The organism is Loktanella agnita, from assembly GCF_046640325.1.
Taxonomy (GTDB): Bacteria; Pseudomonadota; Alphaproteobacteria; order Rhodobacterales; family Rhodobacteraceae; genus Yoonia; species Yoonia agnita.
Genome location: NZ_JBJMBF010000006.1, coordinates 123,202 through 146,552 on the forward strand (window position 1 = coordinate 123,202; position 23,351 = coordinate 146,552).

27 protein-coding genes are annotated in these 23,351 nt (G+C 58.3%); 23 read left to right on the forward strand and 4 right to left on the reverse strand.

From position 1 onward, the window contains the following. Window positions 1–58: 58 nt before the first annotated feature. The 23 genes from fabF (at window position 59) to ACJ5NV_RS08750 (ending at window position 19,080) form a co-directional block, all read left to right on the forward strand. A complete protein-coding gene (fabF, locus tag ACJ5NV_RS08645) occupies window positions 59–1,318 on the forward strand; it encodes a beta-ketoacyl-ACP synthase II (protein ID WP_411643264.1) in 1,260 nt (419 codons plus the stop codon). After that, window positions 1,318–2,475, forward strand: coding sequence for an endolytic transglycosylase MltG (gene mltG, locus ACJ5NV_RS08650; protein ID WP_411643265.1), 1,158 nt, complete (start codon window positions 1,318–1,320; stop codon window positions 2,473–2,475). The genes fabF and mltG overlap by 1 nt, the downstream gene beginning before the upstream one ends. Before the next feature lie 162 nt (window positions 2,476–2,637). After that, window positions 2,638–3,021, forward strand: a complete 384-nt coding sequence (locus ACJ5NV_RS08655; protein WP_411643266.1) for a hypothetical protein — start codon at window positions 2,638–2,640, stop codon at window positions 3,019–3,021. After that, complete coding sequence (locus ACJ5NV_RS08660; RefSeq protein ID WP_411643267.1) at window positions 2,981–4,261, forward strand: DNA-packaging protein; 1,281 nt, start codon at window positions 2,981–2,983, stop codon at window positions 4,259–4,261. Before ACJ5NV_RS08655 ends, ACJ5NV_RS08660 begins: the two co-directional genes overlap by 41 nt. Before the next feature lie 122 nt (window positions 4,262–4,383). After that, on the forward strand, window positions 4,384–5,562 hold the full coding sequence (locus tag ACJ5NV_RS08665; RefSeq protein WP_411643268.1) for a phage portal protein: 1,179 nt from the start codon (window positions 4,384–4,386) through the stop codon (window positions 5,560–5,562). Then, the gene (locus ACJ5NV_RS08670; protein ID WP_411643269.1) at window positions 5,555–5,764 is read left to right on the forward strand and encodes a hypothetical protein; all 210 of its coding nucleotides are present in this window, start codon (window positions 5,555–5,557) and stop codon (window positions 5,762–5,764) included. Before ACJ5NV_RS08665 ends, ACJ5NV_RS08670 begins: the two co-directional genes overlap by 8 nt. Beyond that, window positions 5,764–6,294, forward strand: a complete 531-nt coding sequence (locus tag ACJ5NV_RS08675) for an HK97 family phage prohead protease (protein WP_411643270.1) — start codon at window positions 5,764–5,766, stop codon at window positions 6,292–6,294. Before ACJ5NV_RS08670 ends, ACJ5NV_RS08675 begins: the two co-directional genes overlap by 1 nt. Window positions 6,295–6,326: 32 nt before the next feature. Next, complete coding sequence (locus tag ACJ5NV_RS08680) at window positions 6,327–7,508, forward strand: phage major capsid protein (protein WP_411643271.1); 1,182 nt, start codon at window positions 6,327–6,329, stop codon at window positions 7,506–7,508. Window positions 7,509–7,669: 161 nt separating this feature from the next. Next, entirely contained in the window at window positions 7,670–8,269 is a 600-nt protein-coding gene (locus ACJ5NV_RS08685; protein ID WP_411643272.1) for a head-tail connector protein, read from the forward strand. Then, complete coding sequence (locus tag ACJ5NV_RS08690) at window positions 8,266–8,604, forward strand: head-tail adaptor protein (RefSeq protein WP_411643273.1); 339 nt, start codon at window positions 8,266–8,268, stop codon at window positions 8,602–8,604. Before ACJ5NV_RS08685 ends, ACJ5NV_RS08690 begins: the two co-directional genes overlap by 4 nt. Continuing rightward, window positions 8,601–9,014 (forward strand): DUF3168 domain-containing protein, encoded by a 414-nt coding sequence (locus ACJ5NV_RS08695; protein ID WP_411643274.1) that lies wholly within the window; start codon window positions 8,601–8,603, stop codon window positions 9,012–9,014. Before ACJ5NV_RS08690 ends, ACJ5NV_RS08695 begins: the two co-directional genes overlap by 4 nt. 27 nt (window positions 9,015–9,041) lie before the next feature. Then, window positions 9,042–9,458: a phage major tail protein, TP901-1 family gene (locus ACJ5NV_RS08700; RefSeq protein ID WP_411643275.1), complete on the forward strand. Its 417-nt coding sequence runs from the start codon at window positions 9,042–9,044 to the stop codon at window positions 9,456–9,458. Further along, the gene (locus tag ACJ5NV_RS08705) at window positions 9,458–9,772 is read left to right on the forward strand and encodes a gene transfer agent family protein (RefSeq protein WP_411643276.1); all 315 of its coding nucleotides are present in this window, start codon (window positions 9,458–9,460) and stop codon (window positions 9,770–9,772) included. The genes ACJ5NV_RS08700 and ACJ5NV_RS08705 overlap by 1 nt, the downstream gene beginning before the upstream one ends. Further along, the gene (locus tag ACJ5NV_RS08710; RefSeq protein ID WP_411643277.1) at window positions 9,769–9,966 is read left to right on the forward strand and encodes a rcc01693 family protein; all 198 of its coding nucleotides are present in this window, start codon (window positions 9,769–9,771) and stop codon (window positions 9,964–9,966) included. Before ACJ5NV_RS08705 ends, ACJ5NV_RS08710 begins: the two co-directional genes overlap by 4 nt. Continuing rightward, complete coding sequence (locus ACJ5NV_RS08715; RefSeq protein WP_411643394.1) at window positions 9,966–10,625, forward strand: phage tail tape measure protein; 660 nt, start codon at window positions 9,966–9,968, stop codon at window positions 10,623–10,625. Before ACJ5NV_RS08710 ends, ACJ5NV_RS08715 begins: the two co-directional genes overlap by 1 nt. 11 nt (window positions 10,626–10,636) lie before the next feature. Continuing rightward, the gene (locus tag ACJ5NV_RS08720; protein WP_411643278.1) at window positions 10,637–11,269 is read left to right on the forward strand and encodes a phage distal tail protein, Rcc01695 family; all 633 of its coding nucleotides are present in this window, start codon (window positions 10,637–10,639) and stop codon (window positions 11,267–11,269) included. Beyond that, complete coding sequence (locus tag ACJ5NV_RS08725) at window positions 11,266–12,123, forward strand: DUF2163 domain-containing protein (protein ID WP_411643279.1); 858 nt, start codon at window positions 11,266–11,268, stop codon at window positions 12,121–12,123. The genes ACJ5NV_RS08720 and ACJ5NV_RS08725 overlap by 4 nt, the downstream gene beginning before the upstream one ends. After that, on the forward strand, window positions 12,120–12,551 hold the full coding sequence (locus ACJ5NV_RS08730; RefSeq protein ID WP_411643280.1) for a C40 family peptidase: 432 nt from the start codon (window positions 12,120–12,122) through the stop codon (window positions 12,549–12,551). The genes ACJ5NV_RS08725 and ACJ5NV_RS08730 overlap by 4 nt, the downstream gene beginning before the upstream one ends. Before the next feature lie 6 nt (window positions 12,552–12,557). Beyond that, a complete protein-coding gene (locus tag ACJ5NV_RS08735; protein ID WP_411643281.1) occupies window positions 12,558–16,460 on the forward strand; it encodes a baseplate multidomain protein megatron in 3,903 nt (1,300 codons plus the stop codon). 9 nt (window positions 16,461–16,469) lie between these two features. Continuing rightward, entirely contained in the window at window positions 16,470–16,763 is a 294-nt protein-coding gene (locus ACJ5NV_RS20440) for a DUF7742 family protein (RefSeq protein ID WP_459167122.1), read from the forward strand. An 80-nt stretch (window positions 16,764–16,843) separates the two neighbouring features. Next, window positions 16,844–17,644: a serine O-acetyltransferase gene (gene cysE / locus ACJ5NV_RS08740; protein WP_411643282.1), complete on the forward strand. Its 801-nt coding sequence runs from the start codon at window positions 16,844–16,846 to the stop codon at window positions 17,642–17,644. A gap of 104 nt (window positions 17,645–17,748) precedes the next feature. After that, window positions 17,749–18,192, forward strand: coding sequence for an RrF2 family transcriptional regulator (locus ACJ5NV_RS08745; protein WP_411643283.1), 444 nt, complete (start codon window positions 17,749–17,751; stop codon window positions 18,190–18,192). 3 nt (window positions 18,193–18,195) lie between these two features. Then, on the forward strand, window positions 18,196–19,080 hold the full coding sequence (locus ACJ5NV_RS08750; protein WP_411643284.1) for an NAD(P)/FAD-dependent oxidoreductase: 885 nt from the start codon (window positions 18,196–18,198) through the stop codon (window positions 19,078–19,080). 45 nt (window positions 19,081–19,125) lie between these two features. Here ACJ5NV_RS08750 and ACJ5NV_RS08755 read toward each other — a convergent pair whose 3' ends face one another. From ACJ5NV_RS08755 to ACJ5NV_RS08770, 4 genes are all read right to left on the reverse strand, one after another. After that, complete coding sequence (locus tag ACJ5NV_RS08755) at window positions 19,126–20,439, reverse strand: pyruvate dehydrogenase complex dihydrolipoamide acetyltransferase (protein WP_411643285.1); 1,314 nt, start codon at window positions 20,437–20,439, stop codon at window positions 19,126–19,128. Between the two features lie 12 nt (window positions 20,440–20,451). Then, window positions 20,452–21,831 (reverse strand): pyruvate dehydrogenase complex E1 component subunit beta, encoded by a 1,380-nt coding sequence (locus ACJ5NV_RS08760; RefSeq protein ID WP_411643286.1) that lies wholly within the window; start codon window positions 21,829–21,831, stop codon window positions 20,452–20,454. A 3-nt stretch (window positions 21,832–21,834) separates the two neighbouring features. After that, window positions 21,835–22,845, reverse strand: coding sequence for a pyruvate dehydrogenase (acetyl-transferring) E1 component subunit alpha (gene pdhA / locus ACJ5NV_RS08765; protein WP_411643287.1), 1,011 nt, complete (start codon window positions 22,843–22,845; stop codon window positions 21,835–21,837). A 124-nt stretch (window positions 22,846–22,969) separates the two neighbouring features. Continuing rightward, window positions 22,970–23,269 (reverse strand): FtsB family cell division protein, encoded by a 300-nt coding sequence (locus ACJ5NV_RS08770; RefSeq protein ID WP_411643288.1) that lies wholly within the window; start codon window positions 23,267–23,269, stop codon window positions 22,970–22,972. Window positions 23,270–23,351: the final 82 nt, after the last annotated feature.

A 23,351-nucleotide genomic window follows, 5' to 3' on the forward strand; every position in this document is an offset into this window, starting at 1 on the left:
CTTAGCGCCAGTGTGGGGTATCAGTGGCCGGAATAACGCCACAAGGTGAGGGCAGAATATGCGTCGAGTTGTAATTACAGGCCTGGGATTGGTCACGCCATTGGCGGATGGGGTGGACGAAAGCTGGTCACGCATCCTTGATGGTCAATCGGGCGCGGGCACCATCAGTGGATTTGATGCCAGCGGTCTGACCACACAATACGCCTGCGAGGTGCCGTTGGGGGACGGGTCCGATGGGACGTTCAATGCTGATAAGTATATGGATGCAAAGGACCAGCGTAAGGTCGATACCTTCATTTTGTTCGGGATGGCGGCGGCCCAGCAGGCGATCGAAGATTCGGGCTGGATGCCTGAAGACCGCGAAGATCAAGAGCGTACAGGCGTTCTGATCGGGTCGGGTATCGGTGGTCTGAATTCCATCGCAAATACTGCGATCATGATGAAGGAAAAGGGCCCGCGTCGGGTGTCCCCTTTCTTTGTACCGGGTGCGTTGATCAACCTGATTTCCGGTCAGGTGTCGATCAAATACGGGTTTCGGGGTCCGAACCATGCGGTTGTGACCGCCTGTTCGACCGGTGCCCATGCAATCGGTGATGCGTCACGCCTGATCCGTTATGGTGATGCGGATGTGATGGTCGCCGGCGGTGCAGAAGCTGCCATCTGCGAAATCGGGATCGCGGGTTTCAACGCCTGTAAGGCGCTGAGCACAAAGCATAATGATGACCCGCAGAACGCCAGCCGCCCGTGGGACCGTGACCGCGATGGGTTCGTCATGGGCGAGGGTGCGGGTATGGTCATTCTTGAAGAATATGAGCACGCCAAGGCCCGTGGTGCGAAAATCTATGCAGAGGTTCTGGGTTACGGGCTGAGCGGCGATGCACATCACATCACGGCCCCGCCACCTGATCACGAAGGTGCAGAGCGTGCGATGCGTGCGGCCTGCAAGAACGCGGGTATCACGCCGAACCAGATCGACTATGTGAATGCGCATGGCACATCGACAATGGCTGACACGATCGAACTCTCTGCGGTCGAACGGCTTGTGGGTGATCACGCCGCGAATTTGACCATGTCGTCGACGAAATCGGCGACGGGTCACCTGCTGGGGGCTGCCGGGGCGATTGAGGCGATCTTTTCTGTCTTAGCGATCCGCGATCAGGTCGCGCCGCCGACGATCAACCTTGATAACCCAGATGCCGAGACCAAGATTGATCTGTGTGCCAACGAAAAGCGCGCGTGCAAGATTGATATTGCCCTGTCCAACTCTTTCGGCTTTGGCGGGACCAATGCCAGTGTGATCTTTGGGAAGGTGAGCTGATGTGGCGCCACATCGCGTCTAATGCTCTGACGTTTCTGATTGTGGCGCTGTTTCTGCTGGTCGGCTTGGTAAGCTGGGGCAGTAGCCAATACCGCGCGGAGGGGCCGCTTGATCAGGCGATGTGCCTTCAGGTGCCATCAGGATCGACCATGCGTTCGGTGTCTAATCAGCTGTCTGACAAATCCGCGATCACCTCGCCCGTGATCTTTCGCATGGGCGCGGATTATGCGGAAAAATCGTCTCAGTTGAAGGCAGGTAGTTTTCGGGTGCCCGAAAACGCGTCGATGGAAGAGATTATCGACATTGTGACACGAGGCGGTCGCAACACCTGCGGGACGGAAGTGATCTATCGCGTGGGCGTCAATCAGACTGTGGTTGATGTGCGTGAGTTGGACCCCGTGTCCAACCGGTTTATCGAGGTCGCCAGTTTTAACCCAGCCGATGGTGCGCCGCCCGAAGAATATATTGCGGTGCGCGGATCGTCTGACACGACCTACCGTGCGACGATTGCTGAAGGTGTGACCAGTTGGCAGATCGTTGATGCGCTGGGATCGCTGGATATTCTGGACGCGGATGTGTCTGAGACACCCGCAGAGGGGACGCTGGCGCCCGATAGCTATGATGTGCGCCCGGGTGACAAAGTGTCCGCCATTGTGGCCCGGATGGAAACTGCCCAGGCCCGTATTCTGGATGAAGCATGGGCGTCACGCGTCGATGGGTTGCCGCTGGAAACACCGGAAGAGGCGCTGATTCTGGCAAGCATCATCGAGAAGGAAACAGCCGTTGCGGATGAACGCCGTCAGGTTGCCAGTGTTTTCATCAACCGGATGGAGCGCGGCATGCGACTGCAAACGGACCCGACAGTGATTTATGGTATCACACAGGGTGAAGGCGTGCTGGGCCGCGGTCTGCGCCAGAGCGAGCTGCGCGGTGCAACGCCTTGGAATACCTATGTGATTGATGGCTTGCCGCCGACCCCGATTGCCAATCCGGGCCGCGCCAGCATCGAAGCGGCGCTGAACCCGGATACGACTGACTATGTGTTTTTTGTAGCAGATGGCACAGGCGGCCATGCTTTTGCGACCAATCTGGATGATCATAATCGCAACGTGGCCCGTTGGCGCGAGATCGAAGCGCAGCAGGGGAATGACGGCTAGCACCTAGCCCGCGCTATCGTGAATATTGCCTTAATCGCCGGAGCGCTCACGCCCTTCGGCGATTTGCTTTTTGTAACTGATTAGAGTAGCTTACATCGGCTAGACAGCGGGAATTTTACCGCTGCTCGACTGTGACGGAAGTATCCTTACAGGTCGAAAACCATGATTGAAACTACTGAGCAGGGTCCGACGGATTCTGATTTTGCGGCGATGCGTATCGCCGAACTTTCACGATTGTTTGAAACGACGCGGCAGGCGCTTGAACATAAAATCCAGACCTTTGGCACGCAGGGCGGCGCGGTGTGCCCGAAAGCCATTGTTACACAATTTAACGAGCTACGGATCGCGCATCTGACGGTGCTTGCGGCCGAGGAGGCATTTCATAATGAAAATACCACAGACCAGACAATTGAATCCGCCGATCTTGACGCATTACGCGCTGAAATCGGGCGCAAATTTGATCGCATCCGCAGCGTGCTCGACCCAGAAAGCGTTTCTGGACGGGTTGAATCAGGCCCAACTGCGGGCCCTGCCTTATCTGTTTGAGTTCTGGGCCCTGCCGCATCAGTTGCCGCCTGTGGGCGATTGGCGCACATGGGTGATCATGGGCGGGCGCGGTGCGGGCAAGACCCGTGCGGGCGCTGAATGGGTGCGGGCGATGGTTGAAGGACCGACGCCCACTGCGCCGGGCCGGGCATACCGCATCGCTATTATCGCCGAGACCATTGATCAGGCGCGGGAGGTGATGGTGTTCGGGGATAGCGGTATCATGGCGGTGGCCCCGCCAGATCGCAGGCCAGAGTGGATACCCGGCCGCCGCATGTTGCGCTGGCAGAATGGTGCGGTTGCGCAGTTGTTTTCGGCTCATGAGCCCGAAAGCCTGCGTGGTCCGCAATTTGATGCGGCTTGGGCCGATGAACTGGCGAAATGGCGCAAAGCACAAGAGACATGGGATATGTTGCAGTTCGGGTTGCGCTTGGGGGCGCATCCCTGTGCGTGTGTTACCACGACCCCGCGCCGGTCGGCCCTGTTGCGCAGTTTACTGGACCGGGACACGACGGTGGTGACCCATGCGCCGACTGAGGCGAACCGGGCCAATCTGGCGGAAAGCTTTCTGGCGGAAATCGAGGCGCGTTATGCGGGTACGTCGCTGGGCCGTCAGGAGATTGATGGTGTGATGCTGGATGATGTGGACGGTGCGCTGTGGCAATTGTCGCAACTGGCGAATTGCCAAGTAGATGTGGTACCGTCGTTGACCCGCGTGGTGGTGGCCCTTGATCCGCCGGGAAGTTCACATGCCGGGTCGGATGCTTGCGGGATTGTTGTGGCAGGCGTGGTGATGGAAGGACCGGTGCAGGATTGGCGCGCCTATGTGATCGCCGATGCTTCGGTCACAGCGGCGCGGCCAACAGATTGGGCCAAGGCGGCTATCGCGGCGATGGAACAGTATGATGCGGATCGTCTGGTCGCCGAGGTCAATCAGGGTGGCGAAATGGTTGAAGCGGTGTTGCGCCAGGTCGATCCTCTTGTTGCCTACCGGTCTGTGCATGCATCCAAGGGCAAGATCGCGCGGGCGGAGCCGGTGGCGGCGCTTTATGAGCAGGGCCGCGTGTTGCATGCGCGCGGACTGGGCAGGCTCGAAGATCAGATGTGCCAGATGACAAGCCAGGGATTCGCGGGGCAGGGGTCGCCTGACCGTGTCGATGCGCTTGTCTGGGCCTTGTATGATCTGATGATCGAACCTGCTGCGAAATGGCGAAACCCCAAGATACGTGGGCTTGGCTGAACCATTCACTGCCGTTGCGTGGTCGTGCGCACGGTCGCCTTGCAGCTTTGTAACCTGTTTCGCCGAAATTGTCTTTCGTGGATCGCAGACGGTCAACCTGGACCGGCATCGAGGAGTTTTGAATGTTTGAATTTTTGAACCGTGCGACGTCGGTCACCCCTGTGGTGGAGGCCAAAGCCTCGGCCACGGGGCGGGTGATTGCGATGCAGGGGGCTGGTCGTGTGGCGTGGAGCCCGCGTGATGTTGTGTCGTTGACGCGCGCGGGCTTCACTGGCAACCCAATCGGGTTTCGTGCGGTCAAGCTGATTGCCGAGGCAGCAGCCGCTTTGCCGGTGGTTTTGCAGGATGCAGAGCGTCGCTATGAACAGCACCCGGTGCAGGCGTTACTGGCGCGTCCGAATGTAGGGCAGGGCCGTGCGGAATTGCTGGAGGCATTATTCGGGCAGATTTTGCTGACAGGTAACGCCTATGTTGAAGCTGTGTCCGACGAGGGGCTGCCTGTCGAGATGCATGTGCTGCGCTCTGACCGGATGGCGGTTGTGCCCGGTTCCGATGGCTGGCCTGCGGCCTATGAATATCAGGTGAATGGGCGCAAGCATCAGTTTGCGGTTGTCGATGGGCTGAGCCCGATTTGCCATATCAAGAGCTTTCATCCGCAGGATGATCACTATGGTTTTTCGGCGTTGCAGGCCGCGGCGAGCGCGATTGACGTGCACAACGCGGCTTCGCGCTGGTCGAAGGCGTTGCTTGATAATGCTGCGCGACCCTCTGGTGCGATTGTTTATCGCGGGGCGGATGGCCAATCTTCGTTGAGCGAAGATCAATATGACCGACTGTTGAGCGAGATGGAGACCCAGCATCAGGGTGCCCGGAATGCAGGGCGGCCCATGCTGCTGGAGGGCGGATTGGACTGGAAGCCGATGGGGTTTTCACCATCAGACATGGAGTTCCTTAAAACCAAGGAATCTGCCGCCCGCGAGATCGCCGTGGCGTTTGGTGTGCCGCCGATGCTGCTGGGTATTCCGGGCGACGCGACCTATGCGAATTATCAAGAGGCCAATCGTGCCTTTTATCGTCTGACCGTGTTGCCGCTGGCCACCCGTGTGTTGAATGCGATTGCCGATTGGCTGTCTGATTATTCGGGCGATCAGTTTCAGTTGCGCCCTGATCTTGACCAGATTCCAGCGCTATCCGCCGAGCGCGATGCGCAATGGCGCCGCGTGACTGAGGCCGGTTTTTTGACCGATGCAGAGAAACGTGCCCTGCTTGGCCTGCCTGCGTTGGAGGTTGGCGATGAATAGCAAGATTGTCGATCTGAAGGGCAACCCACGCGCGCAGTCCTCGCCGCCTGTGTCCGATTTCTGGTTTGCACAGGTGGATATGCGACTTGGTCGGATCGAGGTCATGGTGTCGCGTCTGGAAATTCAAATTTGGCTGATTGTTTGCGCTTGTGCCGGCTTATTGGTGTTCGAAATCGTCAAGGCGCTGAGTGGGAGAGTTTAATGAATCTGGAACACAAATTTTGTGCCTTGGGCACTGAAGTGACGGTCACGGATGGTACGATCATCAGTGGCTATGCATCCCTGTTCGGCAAGTCTGATCAAGGGGGCGATACGGTGCAAAAGGGTGCCTATGCGACGTCCTTGGCCAAGGGGCGGTCGATCAAGATGCTGTGGCAGCACGACCCGGCACAGCCTATCGGCGTTTGGGACGAGGTGCGTGAGGACACCCGAGGATTGTGGGTGAAAGGCCGCTTGCTGACTGATGTGGCAAAGGGACGCGAGGCGGCCTCGCTTATCGGAGCGGGGGCGATAGACGGGCTATCCATCGGTTATCGTACCGTAAAGGCCTGCAAAAATGACAAGGGTGGACGCCTCTTGTCGGAGCTGGAGCTGTGGGAGGTGTCGCTGGTGACCTTTCCCATGCTTCCTGATGCGCGTGTGGGGGCCAAGGGGGGCGACCCGGAGGCCGCCACGCTGCGTGATTTGGCGGCGGCGTTCGTGGATGCAAGCAGCCTGATGGCGCGGGACTGACCGCAGCCGATTTCCAACAAAAGGATTGATTGATGCAAAAGACCGAGACGAAGGCTCGGGCCGGGGAAGATCTGTCTCCGGCTGGGGAACTGAAGGCGGCAATCGCCGGGTTCGTGAGCGAATTCAAAGACTTTTCCAACGGCGTGAATGCCAAACTTCAAAAACAGGATGACCGGATGAATAAGCTGGATCGTAAATCAATGATGAATGCCCGCCCTGCGCTGGCAACTGCCGCAAGTGAAGAAGCGCCGCATCAGAAGGCCTTTGCCGCCTATTTGCGCTCTGGAGATGATGATGCGCTGCGTGGGTTGGAATTGGAAGGCAAAGCGCTGAACACCGCTATCGCGGCGGATGGTGGCTATCTTGTTGACCCGCAGACTGCGGCAACGATCCAAAGTACGCTGAGTTCGACCGCGTCGATCCGTGCTATCGCCAATGTTGTGAACGTGGATTCGACTTCTTACGATGTGCTGGTGGACCGTTCTGACATCGGCGCAGGTTGGGCCACAGAGGCGGGGCCCGTGACCGAAAGCGATACCCCGCAGATTGATCGAATTTCGATCCCGCTGCACGAGCTGTCGGCACTGCCGAAGGCGTCGCAGCGTTTGCTGGATGATAGCGCCTTTGATATTGAAGGCTGGCTGGCAGGGCGCATCGCGGATAAGTTCGCGCGTTCTGAGGCGAGCGCGTTTTTGAACGGCGATGGTGTGGACAAGCCGAAGGGCATGCTGACCTATCCGACCGTTGCCAATGACAGCTGGAGCTGGGGTAATATTGGTTACGTCGCCTCTGAAACCGCTGGTGGCATCACCCGTGCTGATCCGATTGTGGATCTGGTCTATTCGCTGGGCGCTGAATATCGCGCGAATGCGACATTCGTGATGAATTCCAAGACGGCGGGTCAGGTGCGAAAGTTGAAAGACGCCGATGGTCGCTTTGTCTGGGTCGATGGTCTTGCCATGGGCGAACCGGCCCGACTGATGGGGTATCGCGTGCTGATTGCCGAGGACATGCCCGATATCGCTGATGACGCGATGGCGATGGCTTTTGGCGATTTCAGCGCAGGCTACACCGTGGCCGAACGCCCTGATCTGCGCGTGCTGCGCGATCCGTTCTCTGCCAAGCCGCATGTGCTGTTCTATGCGACCAAGCGCGTTGGTGGTGCTGTGAGCGATTTCGGGGCGATCAAGCTGATGAAGTTCGCGACCAGCTGATGCTGGCGTGAAGGGGGGCTGCGTTTGGCAGCACCCTGGCCCGGGCGCGTGAGGGGCAATCCCCGCATTGTCTAGCTGCTCCCTTCCGTCCGAGCAATGCGGGGGGTGTGCATGCGCCCGGGCCATCTGCCCGAGTAGCGTATGATTTTCGGAGTAAATCCATGATGTTAGTCGAAGAGACCACCGTGCCACAATCGGCGCTTCCGGTCGCACAATTCAAAGACCACTTGCGCCTTGGTTCGGGGTTCTCGGACGATGGATTGCAGGATCCGGTTCTGGAAAGTTATTTGCGTGCGGCGATGGCCGCCATTGAAGCCCGGACAGGAAAAATTCTGATCGCGCGGGACTTTAGCTGGACGCTGACCGCATGGCGTGATGATCGCCGTCAACCGCTGCCGGTTGCCCCGGTCAGCGCCATTATTTCGGTCACACTGGTCGATTTATCCGGCGCGGAAACCGTCGCGGCTGAGGGCGGTTGGCACCTTGAGCCGGACAGTCAGAGGCCTGCCTTGACAGCCCTACATAGCCGTTTGCCTGCAATACCATCCCACGGCTCAGTCCGGATTGCCATGCTGGCGGGTTTTGGCCCGGACTGGGATGATCTGCCAGCTGATCTGGCGCAGGCGGTTATGTTGCTTGCCGCGCATTACTATGAATACCGCCATGATTTCAGTCGCGGTACGGCCCCGATGCCATTTGGCGTGTCAGCCCTGATCGAGCGCTATCGCACGGTGCGCCTGTTCATGGGAGGTCGGACATGAGCCGCCCGAACCTTAATCGTTCGCTTACATTGGAAGCCCCATTGCGGGCGGGAGACGGTGCCGGTGGCTTTGTAAGCGACTGGCAGGCGCTGGGCATTCTTTGGGCTGAAGTCAAACCCGGCAGCGGGCGCGAGACGGCGGCCTTTGCGGCGACTGTGTCGCGGGTACGATATCGTATCACGGTTCGCGCGGCACCTTACGGTGCGCCGTCGCGCCCCGTTGCAGGGCAGCGTTTTCGTGAAGGAACCCGCGTGTTTGCGATTCAGGCGGTGTCGGAGCGCGATGCCGATCCACACTATCTGGTCTGCCACGTGGAAGAGGAAATGGTATCATGAGCTACGGTATGTCCTCTGCCCTTCAGGCTGCTGTCTATCAAGCACTGATCTCTGATACGGATCTGACAGCTATCGTGGGGGCTGCAGTCTTTGATGCGCTGCCCTCTGGTACTTTGCCGCCGCTTTACGTGGTGCTGGGTGCCGAGCAGGTGCGCGATGCTTCTGACAAGTCGGGTGGCGGCGCGTTGCATGAATTCACCGTCACGATTGTTACCGAAACTGCGGGCTTTGCCACGGCGAAATCTGCTGCTGCTGCCGTGTCAGATGCGCTGGTTGATGCTTCACTGACATTGTCGCGGGGCACGCTGGTGGCGCTGACTTTTCACAAGGCCAAAGCCGCGCGTGTTGGCACCGGGGATGTCCGGCAGATCAATCTGATTTTCCGCGCCCGTCTGGCCGACGACGTTTAACCACATATTTTCAAAGGAGTAACGGCGATGGCTGTACAGAATGGCAAGGACCTTCTGGTCAAGATCGACATGACAGGTGATGGCTTGTTTGAAACGGCGGCGGGTCTGCGGGCGACGCGGATCAGTTTCAACGCGGAGACGGTTGAAGTGACCAGCCTAGAGAGTACGGGCGGTTGGCGTGAGCTGCTGGGCGGTGCCGGGGTGAAAACTGCAGCGATTTCGGGGTCTGGTGTGTTTCGTGACGCGGCCACCGATGAGCGTGCCCGCCAGATTTTCTTTGATGGAGAAACACCGAATTTTCAGGTCATCATTCCGGATTTCGGCACTGTGGAGGGACCGTTCCAGATCACATCCATCGAATATGCTGGTGCCCATGATGGTGAGGCGACCTACGAGTTATCGCTCGCCTCAGCCGGGGCATTGATATTCACGGCGCTGATCTGATGGCGAACCCGTGGGCGGGAGAGGTGGCGATCCGTGTCGATGGCGAGACCCGCACTTGCAAGTTGACCCTTGCGGCGTTGGCCGAGTTGGAGGCGACGTTGGAAGCAGGCTCAATGGTTGAACTGATCCGCAGGTTCGAGGGCGGCGCTTTCTCGAGCCGCGATGTGATCGCAGTGATTGTCGCCGGATTGCGCGGCGGTGGTTGGTCGGGTTCGTCTGCGGATTTGATCACAGCCGAAATCGCTGATGGCCCGATTGGGGCGGCGAAGGTTGCTGCAACCTTGCTCGCCCGTGCTTTTGCCACGCCGTCATGAGTGGGCTTGACTGGCCGGGGTTGATGCGTGCGGGTCTGCATGGCTTGCGCCTGACCCCGCGTGAGTTCTGGGCGCTGACCCCGGCAGAACTGCAGATCATGCTTGGGGCGCAGCAGGATGCCGCACCCATGGGGCGCACGCGGTTAAACGAACTGCTGGTAGCCTTTCCCGACACGCTGAACGAGGTGGAATGATGGATGATTTGGACAAATTGGATGCGTTGGAAAGCGATGTGTCGGCGCTGGAGCAATCCTTGGGGGATGCGTCAGCAGTGACGGCCGCATTCGACAGCCAGTTGCGGGGGATGCAGGGCACATTGACCGAAACCACGCGCGATCTGGGAAACCTCGAACGTGGCTTTTCCCGTGGTCTGCGCAAGGCGTTTGACGGGCTGGTATTGGATGGGGTGACGCTGTCCGATGCGCTGAGCGGTCTGGCGCAGTCGATGATCGACACCGCCTATTCCGCCGCCGTAAACCCGGTGATGGATCACATGGGCGGGGTTCTGTCGGACGGGCTGAACGCTGCTGTGGCCAGCATCATGCCCTTTGCTGATGGGGCTGCATTTTCGCAAGGCAAGGTGCTGCCTTTTGCAAAAGGTGGCGTTGTCAGCTCACCGACAAGCTTTCCCATGCGCGGCGGGACCGGGCTGATGGGCGAGGCGGGACCAGAGGCGATCATGCCACTTGCCCGTGGCGCGGATGGCCGCCTTGGGGTGCGCACGCAAGGCGGCGGTGCGGTCACAGTCAACATGAATATCTCAACGCCTGACGCGCAGGGGTTCCAGCGCAGTCGCGGCCAGATCGCAGCACAAATGGCCCGCGCCTTGGGTCGCGGCCAGCGTAATCGTTAAAGGGGGCCGCTATGGCATTTCACGAGATAAGATTTCCCGCATCGCTGAGTTTTGGGTCTGTGGGCGGACCGGAGCGGCGCACGGATATCGTGACACTCGCCAGTGGGTTTGAAGAGCGGAACACGCCCTGGGCCCATTCGCGCAGGCGCTATGATGCGGGGCTTGGTCTGCGGTCACTGGACGATGTTGAGACACTGATTGCGTTTTTCGAAGCACGACAGGGTCAGTTGATCGGGTTTCGCTGGAAGGATTGGAGCGATTTTAAGTCTTGCACGCCGTCTCAGGATATTTCTGACGCGGATCAACTGATCGCGCTTGGCGACAGGGTAACGGATCGTTTTCAGCTGACCAAAAGCTACCGCTCCGGTGAAACCACCTATGCCCGCCCGATCAAGAAACCTGTTGCGGGTTCTGTCAGGGTGTCGGTCGGGGGTGATCCGATGCGCGATGGAGTGGATTTCACTGTCGATGACGCTAGCGGTACGGTTCGGTTCAACCATCCGCCTGATATTGGGGCCGAGGTTCGTGCCGGTTTTGAATTTGACGTGCCGGTGCGCTTTGACACTGAGCTGATCCGAACGTCGATGTCCAGCTTTCAGGCGGGCGAGGTCCCTGATGTCCCAGTGGTGGAGGTCCGGGTATGATGCAGGATGCTTTGCTGACACATCTTTCGACAGGCGCGACACATGTTTGCCATTGCTGGTCAGTGGTGCGCCGCGATGGGCAGACGTTTGGATTTACCGATCATGATCTGCCGATCCAATTCGATGGGATTACTTTTGCCCCTGAAAGCGGGTTAAGTGCTCGGGCATTGGCGAGCACGACCGGACTTGCGGTCGACAACACCGAGGCGATGGGTGTCCTGTCTTCGGCTGCCATAACCGAGGCTGATATTGCCGCCGGGCGCTACGATGGGGCGGCTGTCACGGTTTGGCTGGTGCAGTGGGACGATCCTGTGGCACGCCGCGTCCGCTTTAGGGGGAGTATCGGAGAGATCACCCGCGCTGGCGGTGCATTTCAGGCGGAATTGCGTGGTTTGGCCGAGGCGCTGAACCAGTTGCAGGGCCGTTCTTACCTGAAGACATGCAGTGCGGTCCTGGGGGACGCGGGATGTCGCTTCAATGTCGATAACCCGGCGCATAGTATCTTGCTCGATGTCGTGCAGGTTGATCAGGCGCAGCTCTACCGTTTCACTGCGGACCTGCCTTTCAATGAAGGTTGGTTTGACAGCGGGCTGTTGCATGTCCAATCGGGTGCTGCCGAAGGTCTGTCTGCTGTGATCAAGTCAGATGTGACTTTGAGCACAACTCGCACCATCACGTTGTGGGACCCAATTCGGGCGGATGTGGTGCCCGGTGATCGTATCCGGCTTGTCGCAGGTTGTGACAAGCGCGCGGAAACATGTCGTCTGAAGTTCAATAACATGCTGAACTTTCAGGGCTTCCCGGATATTCCGGGGGAGGATTGGCTGATGCGCGCGCCGGGGGCAGACGGATGAGCGTGGCGGCTGTAAGGGTTGCGCGGGCTTGGCTGGGAACACCTTATCTGCATCAAGCCTCGGTCAAAGGTGTGGGTTGCGACTGTCTGGGGCTGCTGCGTGGGATTTGGCGCGAGTTATACCTCAGCGAGCCTGAAACGGTTCCTGCCTACACGCCGGACTGGTCAGAACCGCAGGGGGCCGAGGTGTTGTTCGCCGCTGCCTCGCGCCATTTGGTGAGCGTGACGTCGCCGTCGCTACTGGCTGGTCAGGTTCTGTTATTTCGGATGCGCAGCGGGTCTGTCGCCAAACACCTTGGCATTCTGTCGCGCGGCGCATCTGATCCGCATTTCATTCATGCCTATACGGGACACGGGGTCGTTGAGAGCCCTTTGTCGGGCCCGTGGCAACGTCGCATCGCGGCGCGTTTTAGTTTTCCACAAGGATAAATCCCCATGGCAACAATTGTTCTTTCTGCGGCAGGTGCGGCTCTCGGTGGGGCTGTGGGTGGTTCAGTCCTGGGATTGTCGATGGCGGTGATTGGTCGCGCCGCTGGTGCGGCGATCGGGCGCCACATTGATCAGCAGCTTTTTGGTGCGGGCAGTGAACCCGTTGAGTCGGGGCGGGTGGATCGGATCCGTCTGACCGCGTCCTCCGAAGGTGCCGATATCCAGCAGGTCTATGGACGGATGCGCGTCGCAGGGCAGGTGATCTGGGCATCGAGATATCATGAGAAAAGCAAGACTGAGGGGGGCGGCAAGGGGGTGCCATCCACGCCCGAGGTGACGGAATACACTTATTCGGTCAGTCTGGCGGTGGCGCTGTGCGAAGGGCCCATTAGCCGTGTCGGCCGTATCTGGGCCGATGGGGCAGAGGTCGCGCAGAGCGACCTGAACATGCGCGTTTATGCGGGTACAGCGGATCAGCTGCCCGATCCCAAGATCGCTGCTGTTATCGGGCTGGAAAATACACCTGCCTATCGTGGCACGGCCTATGTCGTATTCGAGAACTTGTCGCTGGAGCAGTTTGGCAACCGAGTGCCGCAGTTCACGTTTGAGGTGATACGCGCGGATCAGCCAGACGCCGCGGACGACCTTGCGGATATCGTGACGGGTGTCGCCTTGATCCCGGGGACGGGCGAATACGGGCTGGCAACATCGCAGGTCTATCTGTCGCCCTCCTATGGTGAGCAGGTGGCGATCAACACAAACTCGCCCCTAGGGCAAAGCGATTTTTCGGCCTCAATGGATGCGCTGCAAGGTGAGTTGCCCGCCTGTCGGTCGGCAATGATGGTCGTGTCATGGTTTGGCAGTGACCTGCGCTGCGCCGATTGCGTGATCGAGCCCAAGGTTGAACAGAAGGACACGGATGCTGAGTCAATGCCTTGGAGGGTGGCAGGGAAATCGCGGTCAAATGCAGCGCGGGTCCCCCGCAAGGATGGAAAGCCGATCTATGGCGGCACGCCGACTGATGCGTCGGTGGTCGAAGCCATCAGGGACATGAAGGCACGCGGTCTGGAGCCTGTTTTCTATCCGTTTATCCTGATGGAGCAGATGGACAATAATACGTTGCCTGATCCTTGGACCGGTCAGCCGGGGCAGCCTGCGCTTCCCTGGCGCGGGCGCATCACGACCTCGCTTGCGCCGCAGCTGCCCGGTAGCCCGGATGGCACTGTCACAGCAGAGACAGAGGTGGCAGCGTTCATGGGAACCGCAGCGGTCGGTGATTTCACGATTTCGGGAAGCAAGGTTTCCTATAATGGTCCGGACCAATGGCGCTACCGCCGTTTCATCCTGCACTATGCGCATTTATGCGCAGCGGCGGGTGGTGTGACCGCCTTTTGCATCGGGTCTGAAATGCGAGGTTTGACGCAAATTCGCGGGGCGGGGAACAGTTTTCCCGCTGTTGCGGCCCTGCGCGAATTGGCGACAGAGGTACGCAGCATTCTCGGGCCCGACTGTAAGATCAGCTATGCAGCGGATTGGTCGGAATATCACGGCTATCAGCCACCTGGCACAGCGGATAAATTCTTTCATCTCGACCCGCTATGGGCCGACCCTGATATCGATTTTATTGGTGTCGATAATTACATGCCGCTTGCTGACTGGCGTGACGACAAGGACCATGCCGACAGCGCGGCAGGATCAATCTATAACCTTGATTACCTGCGCGCCAATGTTACCGGGGGCGAAGGATACGACTGGTATTATCCGACCAGAGAGGCACGGGATGCCCAACGTCGCCATCCGATCACCGATGGCAATGGCGAGCCTTGGGTTTGGCGTTACAAGGATTTTGCGGGCTGGTGGGTCAACCAGCACCATGACCGCATTGACGGTGTAAGGCAGGCCGTGTCGACAGATTGGGTGCCGCAAAGCAAGCCGATCTGGTTCACCGAGTTTGGTTGTGCGGCCATCGACAAGGGCGCGAACCAACCGAATAAATTCTTGGACCCGAAATCGTCGGAATCGCGGTTGCCCTATTATTCAAGCGGCCTGCGTGACGACTACATGCAGATGCAATATCTGCGGGCCGTATACAGCCATTTTGCGGTCCCGGCGAATAATCCGACCTCAACGGAATATGACGGTCCGATGATTGACACGGCGCGGATGCATGTCTGGGCCTGGGATGCGCGACCTTATCCGTTTTTCCCTGCCAACCGTAGCTTATGGTCGGATGGCGGCAATTATGCACGTGGTCATTGGCTGAATGGGCGCGCCACGAACCGACCTTTGTCCAGTGTCGTTGCAGAGATTTGTGAACGCTCCGGCATCTCGCATTACGATGTCTCCGGGCTGGAGGGCGTCCTGCGCGGCTATGTCGTCGATACGGTGTCGTCAGGGCGTGCGGCGTTGCAACCACTGATGACCGCCTACGGTTTTGAGGCGATGGAGCGTGATGGGCAGCTTGTTTTCGAAACCCGCAACGGATTCGTCGATCATCTGGTGACCGTGGATATGCTCGCCCTTGATGGTGAGAACGACGAAACGCTGTCGCTGACGCGGCTGCCCGAAGCGGAAATGGCCGGGCGCGTGCAGTTCACGCATCTGAACGCCGATGGCGACTACGAAATCGTCGCGGCAGAGGCTTTGCATCCCGATGAGGTCACGCGCAATGTGACGCGAAGCGAGGCACCGCTCGCACTGACCAGAGGTGAGGGCCAGAATACAGTCACACGCTGGCTACAGGAAACGCGGATTGCCCGGGACAGTGTGAGCTTTGCGCTGCCGCCTTCGCAGTTGGATATAGGCGCAGGCGACGTTGTTGATATTGAGACACCCGGTCATGCCGGCCTCTATCGTATTGACCGTGTAGATGAATCCGGCTTGCGCTTGATCGAGGCGACGCGCGTCAATCCAGAAGTCTATCGGCCACAGCCTGCGCAGGATCAATCTGCTGATTTTAAGCCATTTGCGACGCCGGTTCCGGTGGAAATGCTGTTCATGGATCTGCCCTTGCTGACTGGCGACGAAGACCCATATGCGCCGCATGTGGCCGCATCGGCGCGCCCGTGGCCGGGCAGCGTTGCGCTTTATGGGGCGGCGCAGGATAGTGGCTATGTGCTGCAAGAGGTGCTGCGCCGCGCCGCGACGATCGGGGTGACGCAGACACCGTTGGCGCGCGGTCCGGTGGGGATCTGGGATCGCAGCAGCGGTTTGCAGGTGGAATTTGTCGACGGCGCGTTAAGCTCTGTAACCACGCAGATGCTGCTGTCCGGCAACAATGCGCTTGCGATTGGTGATGGCACCGCCGATCAGTGGGAGATCATCCAAGTCCGCGATGTAGTGCCGATCGTCGAGCGTGTCTTTTCGCTTAGCCATTTGCTGCGCGGGCAGGCAGGCAGTCGTGGATTAATGCCGGATCTATGGCCTGCCGGGTCGCGGGTCGTACTGCTTGATGGCACGCCAGAGCAGCTGACGCTGCCCACGTCTACACGCGGGCTGGAGCGTCACTTTCGCTATGGTCCGGCGAAGCGGCCCTATACCGACACCAGCTATCGGCACGCGACATTTGCATTCAAAGGCAACGGGTTGCGCCCCTATCCGGTTACACATCTGCGCAGCTCTGATGGGGCAGCGGGCTTGGATGTTTCTTGGATCAGATGCAGCCGGGTGGATGGCGATATCTGGGCTGACGGCGACGTGCCAATTGGCGAAATCAGCGAGCGCTATGTTGTGCGTGTCTTACAAGACGGCATTCTGCGGCGCGAGGATTTCGTTGCCAACCCGCAGTGGACCTATAGCGCAGCCGCACAGGAGGCAGAGGTCGGGGTGGGTCCCTTTCGGGTCGAAGTCGCACAGCTGTCAGAGCGTTACGGCGCTGGCCCCGCCGTCGCTTTGGTGCTGCAAAGCTGAGCGCTGAGTATGCGCCCGGTTCAACTGGCCGATATCGAAGCCGCATCGCGCGTCTTGTTGCTTTTACCTCAAGACGCGCGATCAGATATAATTAGAATAATCATCGCACACGCGGATATCGCGGACCACTATCGCAAGCGGATCGGCAGAGCGCACCCGAAATTCGGTAGCGGCACATTGATGTCCGCGGCAGTCGCGTTTCCCGCTGCGCCACGACCGCCCCGCTGTTACGCTGACTATCTGGCTTGCCTACAACTTGTCGTAATGCATCTTTCGGAGCCGAAGATCGATCAATTGGCGTGATTAGACCTATCAAAGCTTTGTTCTTGGCGAATGGTCCCTAAATGCACTACATAAGTAGTCTGAAGCGAAGGATCAGCGCCATGGCAAATCTCAAACCCTCCGTTGCGGAACTCGATCCGGTCTGGAACAGGATATGTGACGAAGCGGAACGCGCCATCGCGTCCGAGCCTCTCATGGGTGGGCTTATTCATGCGAGCGTGCTTCACCATCAGAGCTTTGAAGGCGCACTGGCCTATCGTATGTCGATGAAGCTAGCCTCGCCTGACATGTCAGAGCAGATCCTGCGCGAAATCGCCGATGCGGCCTATGTGGCAGAGCCTGACCTGCCCGCTGCGGCCCGCGCCGATCTGGTTGCAACCTATGATCGTGATCCGGCCTGCCACCGCTTTTTACAGCCGCTGCTGTATTTCAAAGGGTATCAGGCGATCCAGGCCTATCGGCTTGGCCATTGGCTTTGGGAACATGGGCGGTGTGATCTGGCCTATTTTATCCAGATGCGGGTCAGCGAAATCTTTGGCGTAGATATTCATCCGGCTGCGAAGATCGGCAAAGGGATCATGATTGACCATGCGCATTCTATCGTTGTTGGCGAAACAGCGGTTGTTGGCGATAATGTTTCTATGCTGCATTCAGTGACGCTGGGCGGAACAGGCAAGGAAGATGACGACCGGCACCCGAAAATTGGCAATGGCGTCCTTATCGGTGCCGGGGCCAAGGTGCTTGGCAATATCACCATCGGGCATTGCACCCGTATCGCCGCGGGGTCTGTGGTGCTGGAAGACGTACCACCGATGAAGACCGTCGCAGGCGTACCTGCACGGATTGTGGGCGAAGCAGGTTGCGCGCAGCCGTCGGTCACAATGGATCAGCTGTTCGAATAACACTACAGAGCTTTGCTGTAGCTAGGAACGCGGCCGGTAACGAATAGCGTGCCATTCGGTGTGGATACTTGCAATTTTCAAAGAATCGTAACATATAAAGTTACATGAAAAGAGACAGCCGCCTTTCCTCCGTTCTTCACGCGCTTTTGCATATGGTCGACAGCGACGGCCCGATGACATCCGAACTGCTATCGCAATGCATGTCCACCAATCCGGTCGTAGTGCGGCGCACCATGGGGCTTTTGCGCAATGCTGGCATAGTCGCATCAGAGCGCGGTCACGCGGGGGGATGGCGCATCACGGCTAATCTGGAAAAGGTCACGTTGCGCCATCTGTTCGACGCCTTGGGCGAGCCGACCGTGTTCGCAATGGGCCATAAGCTGGATGCGCCCGAATGCTTGGTGGAACAATCGGTCAACAAAGCGCTGGATAGCGCTTTCGCAGAGGCAGAGGCCATGTTGCTGGATCGTTTTGCCAACATCAACCTTGCCACCTTAGCTGCAGATTTCACCCGACGGCATGCGGCGTATCGACAACAAAAGGACTAACAAATGACCCATGACGTGATCGTCATCGGGGGCAGCTACGCCGGAATGGCCGCTGCCCTGCAGCTTTTGCGTGCCCATCGCAAAGTTATGATTATTGACAAAGGGCAGCGCCGGAATCGCTTTGCGTCACAAGCGCATGGGTTTTTAGGGTTCGGCGGCATTGCCCCTGGCGAAATTTTCACGACCGCCAAGTCTCAGCTCGAAAACTACCCGACACTTGTCTGGGAAACGGGCCTTGCGACACAGGTTGTGGGTGCTAATGATGATTTTACGGTGACACTGCAAACGGGAGAGGTCCATAAAGGCCGTCGTATCGTCTTTGCGACGGGTGTGTCGGACGCACTGCCAGCCATTGATGGTCTTGCCGAACGCTGGGGGCAGCATGTGTTCCACTGTCCTTACTGTCACGGGTATGAGCTTGGCAAAGGGGACATCGGCGTGATCGCGACTGGCCCGATGTCGATACATCAGGCAAAGCTGCTGCCGGATTGGGGGAAGGTCACGTTTTTCGTCAATGGGGCGGTTTCCATTGATAGTGACACCCGTGCGATACTCGTTAACCGAGGCGTCATCATCGAAGAAACGCCCATCGACCGTTTAGATGGGGGGGCGGATGTTGTGTTGGCGGATGGACGTGCTTTGCCCTTTGCGGGGATTTTCACCGCGTCGATCAATGCGCCGGCAACGCCCATTGCGCAAGAGATGGGATGTCGCATTGTTGAAACCGCCTTGGGCACAATGATCGAAACTGATGAGAGCAAGAAAACGAACATACCCGGTGTTTTTGCCTGCGGAGACGCAGCGCGCGTGCCGCATGCAATTTCGCTTGCAGTGGGCGACGGAGCTTGGGCGGGCGCGCAGGTCCACGCATCACTGGTCTTTGGATAACCGAAAACAGCCCGCCAATTATTGACGGGCTGTTTCAGCATTTGATTAGGCCAGCATGGTCATCGGGTTTTCTAGATTGTCCTTGATGGCTTGCAGCAGGTTGGCCCCCAATGCGCCGTCGATTACCCGGTGATCAACAGAGAGCGTCGTGGACATGACAGTCGCCACAGCCAATTCGCCATCCTCGCCGACAACCGGCTTTTTCACCCCGGCACCCACCGCCAAAATGGCCGCATGAGGTGGGTTGATGATCGCGTCGAAATTGTCGATGCCAAACATGCCCAGATTGGAAACAGCAAAGCTACCACCCTGATATTCATGCGGTGCCAGTTTGCGTTCGCGGGCGCGACGTGCAAGATCCTTCATCTCGGTCGACAAGGATGACAATGTCTTGTTGTCGGCATCTTTCAGAACCGGCGTGAACAGCCCGCCTTCAATCGCGACAGCCACGGCCACATCCGATTTTTCGAATTGCAGCACGCGATCACCGGCCCAAACGGCATTGGCCTCGGGGATCTGTTGCAGGGCAACGGCACAGGCTTTGATGATGAAGTCATTGACCGACAGCTTCACACCGCGCGCTTCCAGCTGCTTGTTAAGCTGGCTGCGGAACTTCAACAATGCATCAAGGTTGATGTCACGGCGCAGGTAGAAATGCGGCACGCTTTGCTTTGCTTCGGTCAGGCGGGCGGCAATCGTTTTGCGCATACCGTCCAGCTTGACCTCTTCAAAGGGGCGGCCTTCGTAGGTTTTCAGCACGACCTCTGTGCTCGGGCCGGTGGCAAGACCGGCAGATGCAGGTGCAGGAGCCTTGGCGGGCGTGTTAGCGGCTGGTTTCGCGCCGGGTTTGGCATTTTCGACATCGGCTTTGATGATCCGACCGCGCGGACCAGAGCCTTTGATGTTTCCCAAATCAAGCCCCTTATCTGCCGCGATACGGCGGGCAAGAGGGGAAGCAAAGATGCGTTCGCCACCTTTTGTCCCAGCAGCAGGGGCTGGTGTCGTGTCGGATTTGGTCGGTGCGGCCTCGGCACTTGGTTTGGCTGCCGCCGCATCGTTAGATTTGGCAGGTTCAGCGGCTTTTTCCGCAGGCGCCTGAATGTCATCCGCGCTTTCGCCGTCTTCCAGCAAGATGGCGATCACATCATTGACTTTCACACCTTCGGTGCCTTCGGCGATCAGGATCTTGCCCATCACGCCTTCGTCCACCGCCTCGAATTCCATTGTGGCCTTGTCGGTTTCAATCTCGGCCATGATGTCGCCGGAAGAGACGGTGTCCCCTTCCTTCACATGCCATTTGGCAAGCGTGCCTTCTTCCATTGTGGGGGACAGGGCGGGCATCAGAATTTCTGTGGGCATCGCGTTGTCTCCTTAACGGTAAGTCACTTGCTTGCAGGCCGCAACGACCTCAGCAGCGGTGACAAGGGCATGCTTTTCAAGGTTGGCGGCATAAGGCATCGGCACATCCTTACCGGTGCAATTGATCACCGGGGCGTCCAGATAATCAAAGGCCTCTTGCATGATGACAGTGCTGATATAGCCACCCACGCTGCCTTGCGGCCAGCCTTCTTCGACGGTCACACAGCGGTTTGTCTTACGCACCGAGGCAAGAATCGTTTCGGTGTCCATCGGGCGCAGTGAGCGCAGGTTGATCACCTCGGCGTTGATACCCTCTTCGGCCAGCTTTTCCGCTGCTTCAAGCGCATAGGTCATGCCAATCCCAAAGCTGACGATGGTCACATCATCACCGGCGCGTTCGATTTTGGCCTTGCCAAAGGGAATGGTGAAATCATCCATCACCGGCACGTCGAACGATTTGCCGTAAAGGATTTCATTTTCCAGGAAAATCACCGGGTTGGGATCGCGGATTGCTGTTTTCAGCAGACCTTTTGCATCAGCCGCTGAATAGGGCATCACCACTTTCAGACCGGGGATTTGCATGTACCATGCGGCATAGTCCTGGCTGTGCTGGGCACCAACGCGGGCAGCGGCACCATTCGGCCCACGAAACACCATAGGTGCGCCCATCTGACCGCCGGACATATAGAGCGTCTTGGCGGCAGAGTTGATGATCTGGTCAATTGCCTGCATGGCAAAGTTGAAGGTCATGAATTCGACAATTGGCTTCAGACCGCCAAAAGCGGCACCTGTCGCGATCCCGGCAAAGCCATGTTCGGTGATCGGCGTGTCGATCACGCGCTTGGCGCCAAATTCATCCAGCAAACCTTGCGAAATTTTGTAAGCGCCCTGATATTCGGCGACTTCTTCGCCCATCAGGAACACTTCATCGTCGCGCCGCATTTCTTCGGCCATAGCATCGCGCAAGGCTTCACGGACGGTCGTGGATTTGGTTTCGACATCCTCGGCCCAGTCAGGCGTGACATCAGCAACCGGTGCTGCAGGGGCCGCAGCGGCAGGGGCTTTCGCTGGGGCCTCTTCCGTTTCTTCTTTGGCAGGGTCTGCATCATTTGCGCTGCCGCCGTCCCCGACCTGATCGGGGACCTCTTCGCCTTCTTCCACAAGGATGGCGATCACATCATTGACCTTCACACCTTCGGTGCCTTCCGCAATCACGATCTTGCCAACGATGCCTTCGTCAACGGCCTCGAATTCCATCGTGGCCTTGTCGGTTTCAATCTCGGCCATAATATCGCCGGACGACACGGTGTCGCCTTCCTTGACCAGCCATTTGGCCAGCGTGCCTTCTTCCATCGTGGGGGACAGGGCGGGCATAAGAATTTCAGTTGCCATGGCTCAAGCCTCCTGCGGGATTTCGGTTGCGTAGATATCGGTCCAAAGCTCGTCCAGCGCGGGTTCCGGGCTTTCCTTGGAGAATTCGGCCGCTTCGTTGACGACGCCTTTGATCTCTTTGTCGATGGCTTTCAGGTCATCTTCGGAGGCATGTTTTCCAGTCAGAAGCATTTCGCGGACCTGCTCAATCGGATCGCGTTCGTCGCGCATTTTCTGCACCTCTTCGCGGGTCCGGTATTTGGCCGGGTCCGACATAGAGTGGCCGCGATAGCGGTAGGTCTTCACCTCAAGGATATAAGGTCCGTCACCCGCACGGCAGTGGGCCACGGCACGTTCGCCAGCCGCCTTGACTGCCAGCACATCCATGCCGTCCACTTCTTCGCCCGAAATACCGTAAGCTGCGCCACGCTCCCAAAGAGAGGGGGATTTGGTCGACCGCTGCACCGATGTGCCCATTGCGTATTGGTTGTTTTCAATCACAAACACCACCGGTAGCGCCCAAAGCTCTGCCATGTTGTAGGTTTCATAAACCTGACCTTGGTTGGCCGCGCCGTCACCAAAATAGGTGAAGGTCACATTGTCATTACCTTTATACTTGTCAGCAAAGGCAAGACCCGCACCCAGCGGCACCTGCGCGCCGACGATGCCGTGACCACCATAGAAATGCTTCTCTTTCGAGAACATATGCATAGAGCCGCCTTTCCCTTTGGAAAAGCCGCCTTCGCGGCCGGTCAGCTCTGCCATGATGCCCTTGGGGTCCATGCCGCAGGCCAGCATATGGCCGTGGTCACGGTAGGATGTGACGCGCTTGTCACCTTCCTTTGCGGCGGCTTCCAGCCCGACAACGACGGCTTCTTGCCCGATATAAAGGTGACAAAAACCACCGATCAGGCCCATGCCGTACAATTGGCCCGCCTTTTCTTCGAACCGCCGGATCAGCAGCATTTCACGGTAGTGACCCAGCAATTCCTCGGCTGAGACATTGGGCGTTGCGGCGGCCTTTTTGGGCGGCATATGCATTCCTCCAGCGCTTGTGTAATATAGTTTAGCGTTAAACTATCTATTACATCATGCGCGCGCAGATTGCGAGGGGCAATGTGCCCCTCTGCCACGCCCGAAGGTCATAACAGCCTTGCGCTCAGCGGATGACGATCTCATCTGCGCGGATCAGGCCCAGCACGTCGCGGGCCTGTTCATCCAGCAGATCAAGGTCAAGAAAATTGTCGGACAGGCGCGTGGTCAGGTTTTCCATCCGCGCGACCTCTTTTTCCAAAGCCTCCAGCTCGAACGCCAGCGCACGGCCCTCGGCCTGGATTTCGATGCGTTTGAATAGCCCGTAATCCCCTTGCACGGCGGCAAAGGTGAAATAGAGTCCAAGCATCAAAGTGCCCAGGAAAAAGAAAACCGTGCCTAGCGGCGGTAGGTTGCGTCGCGACATGAACGTGCCTCATCTGTCGCCTCTGACGGGCGACTGATGGATAGATTCGCACAAACGATCCGCAAAGTGAATCCCCAAATTG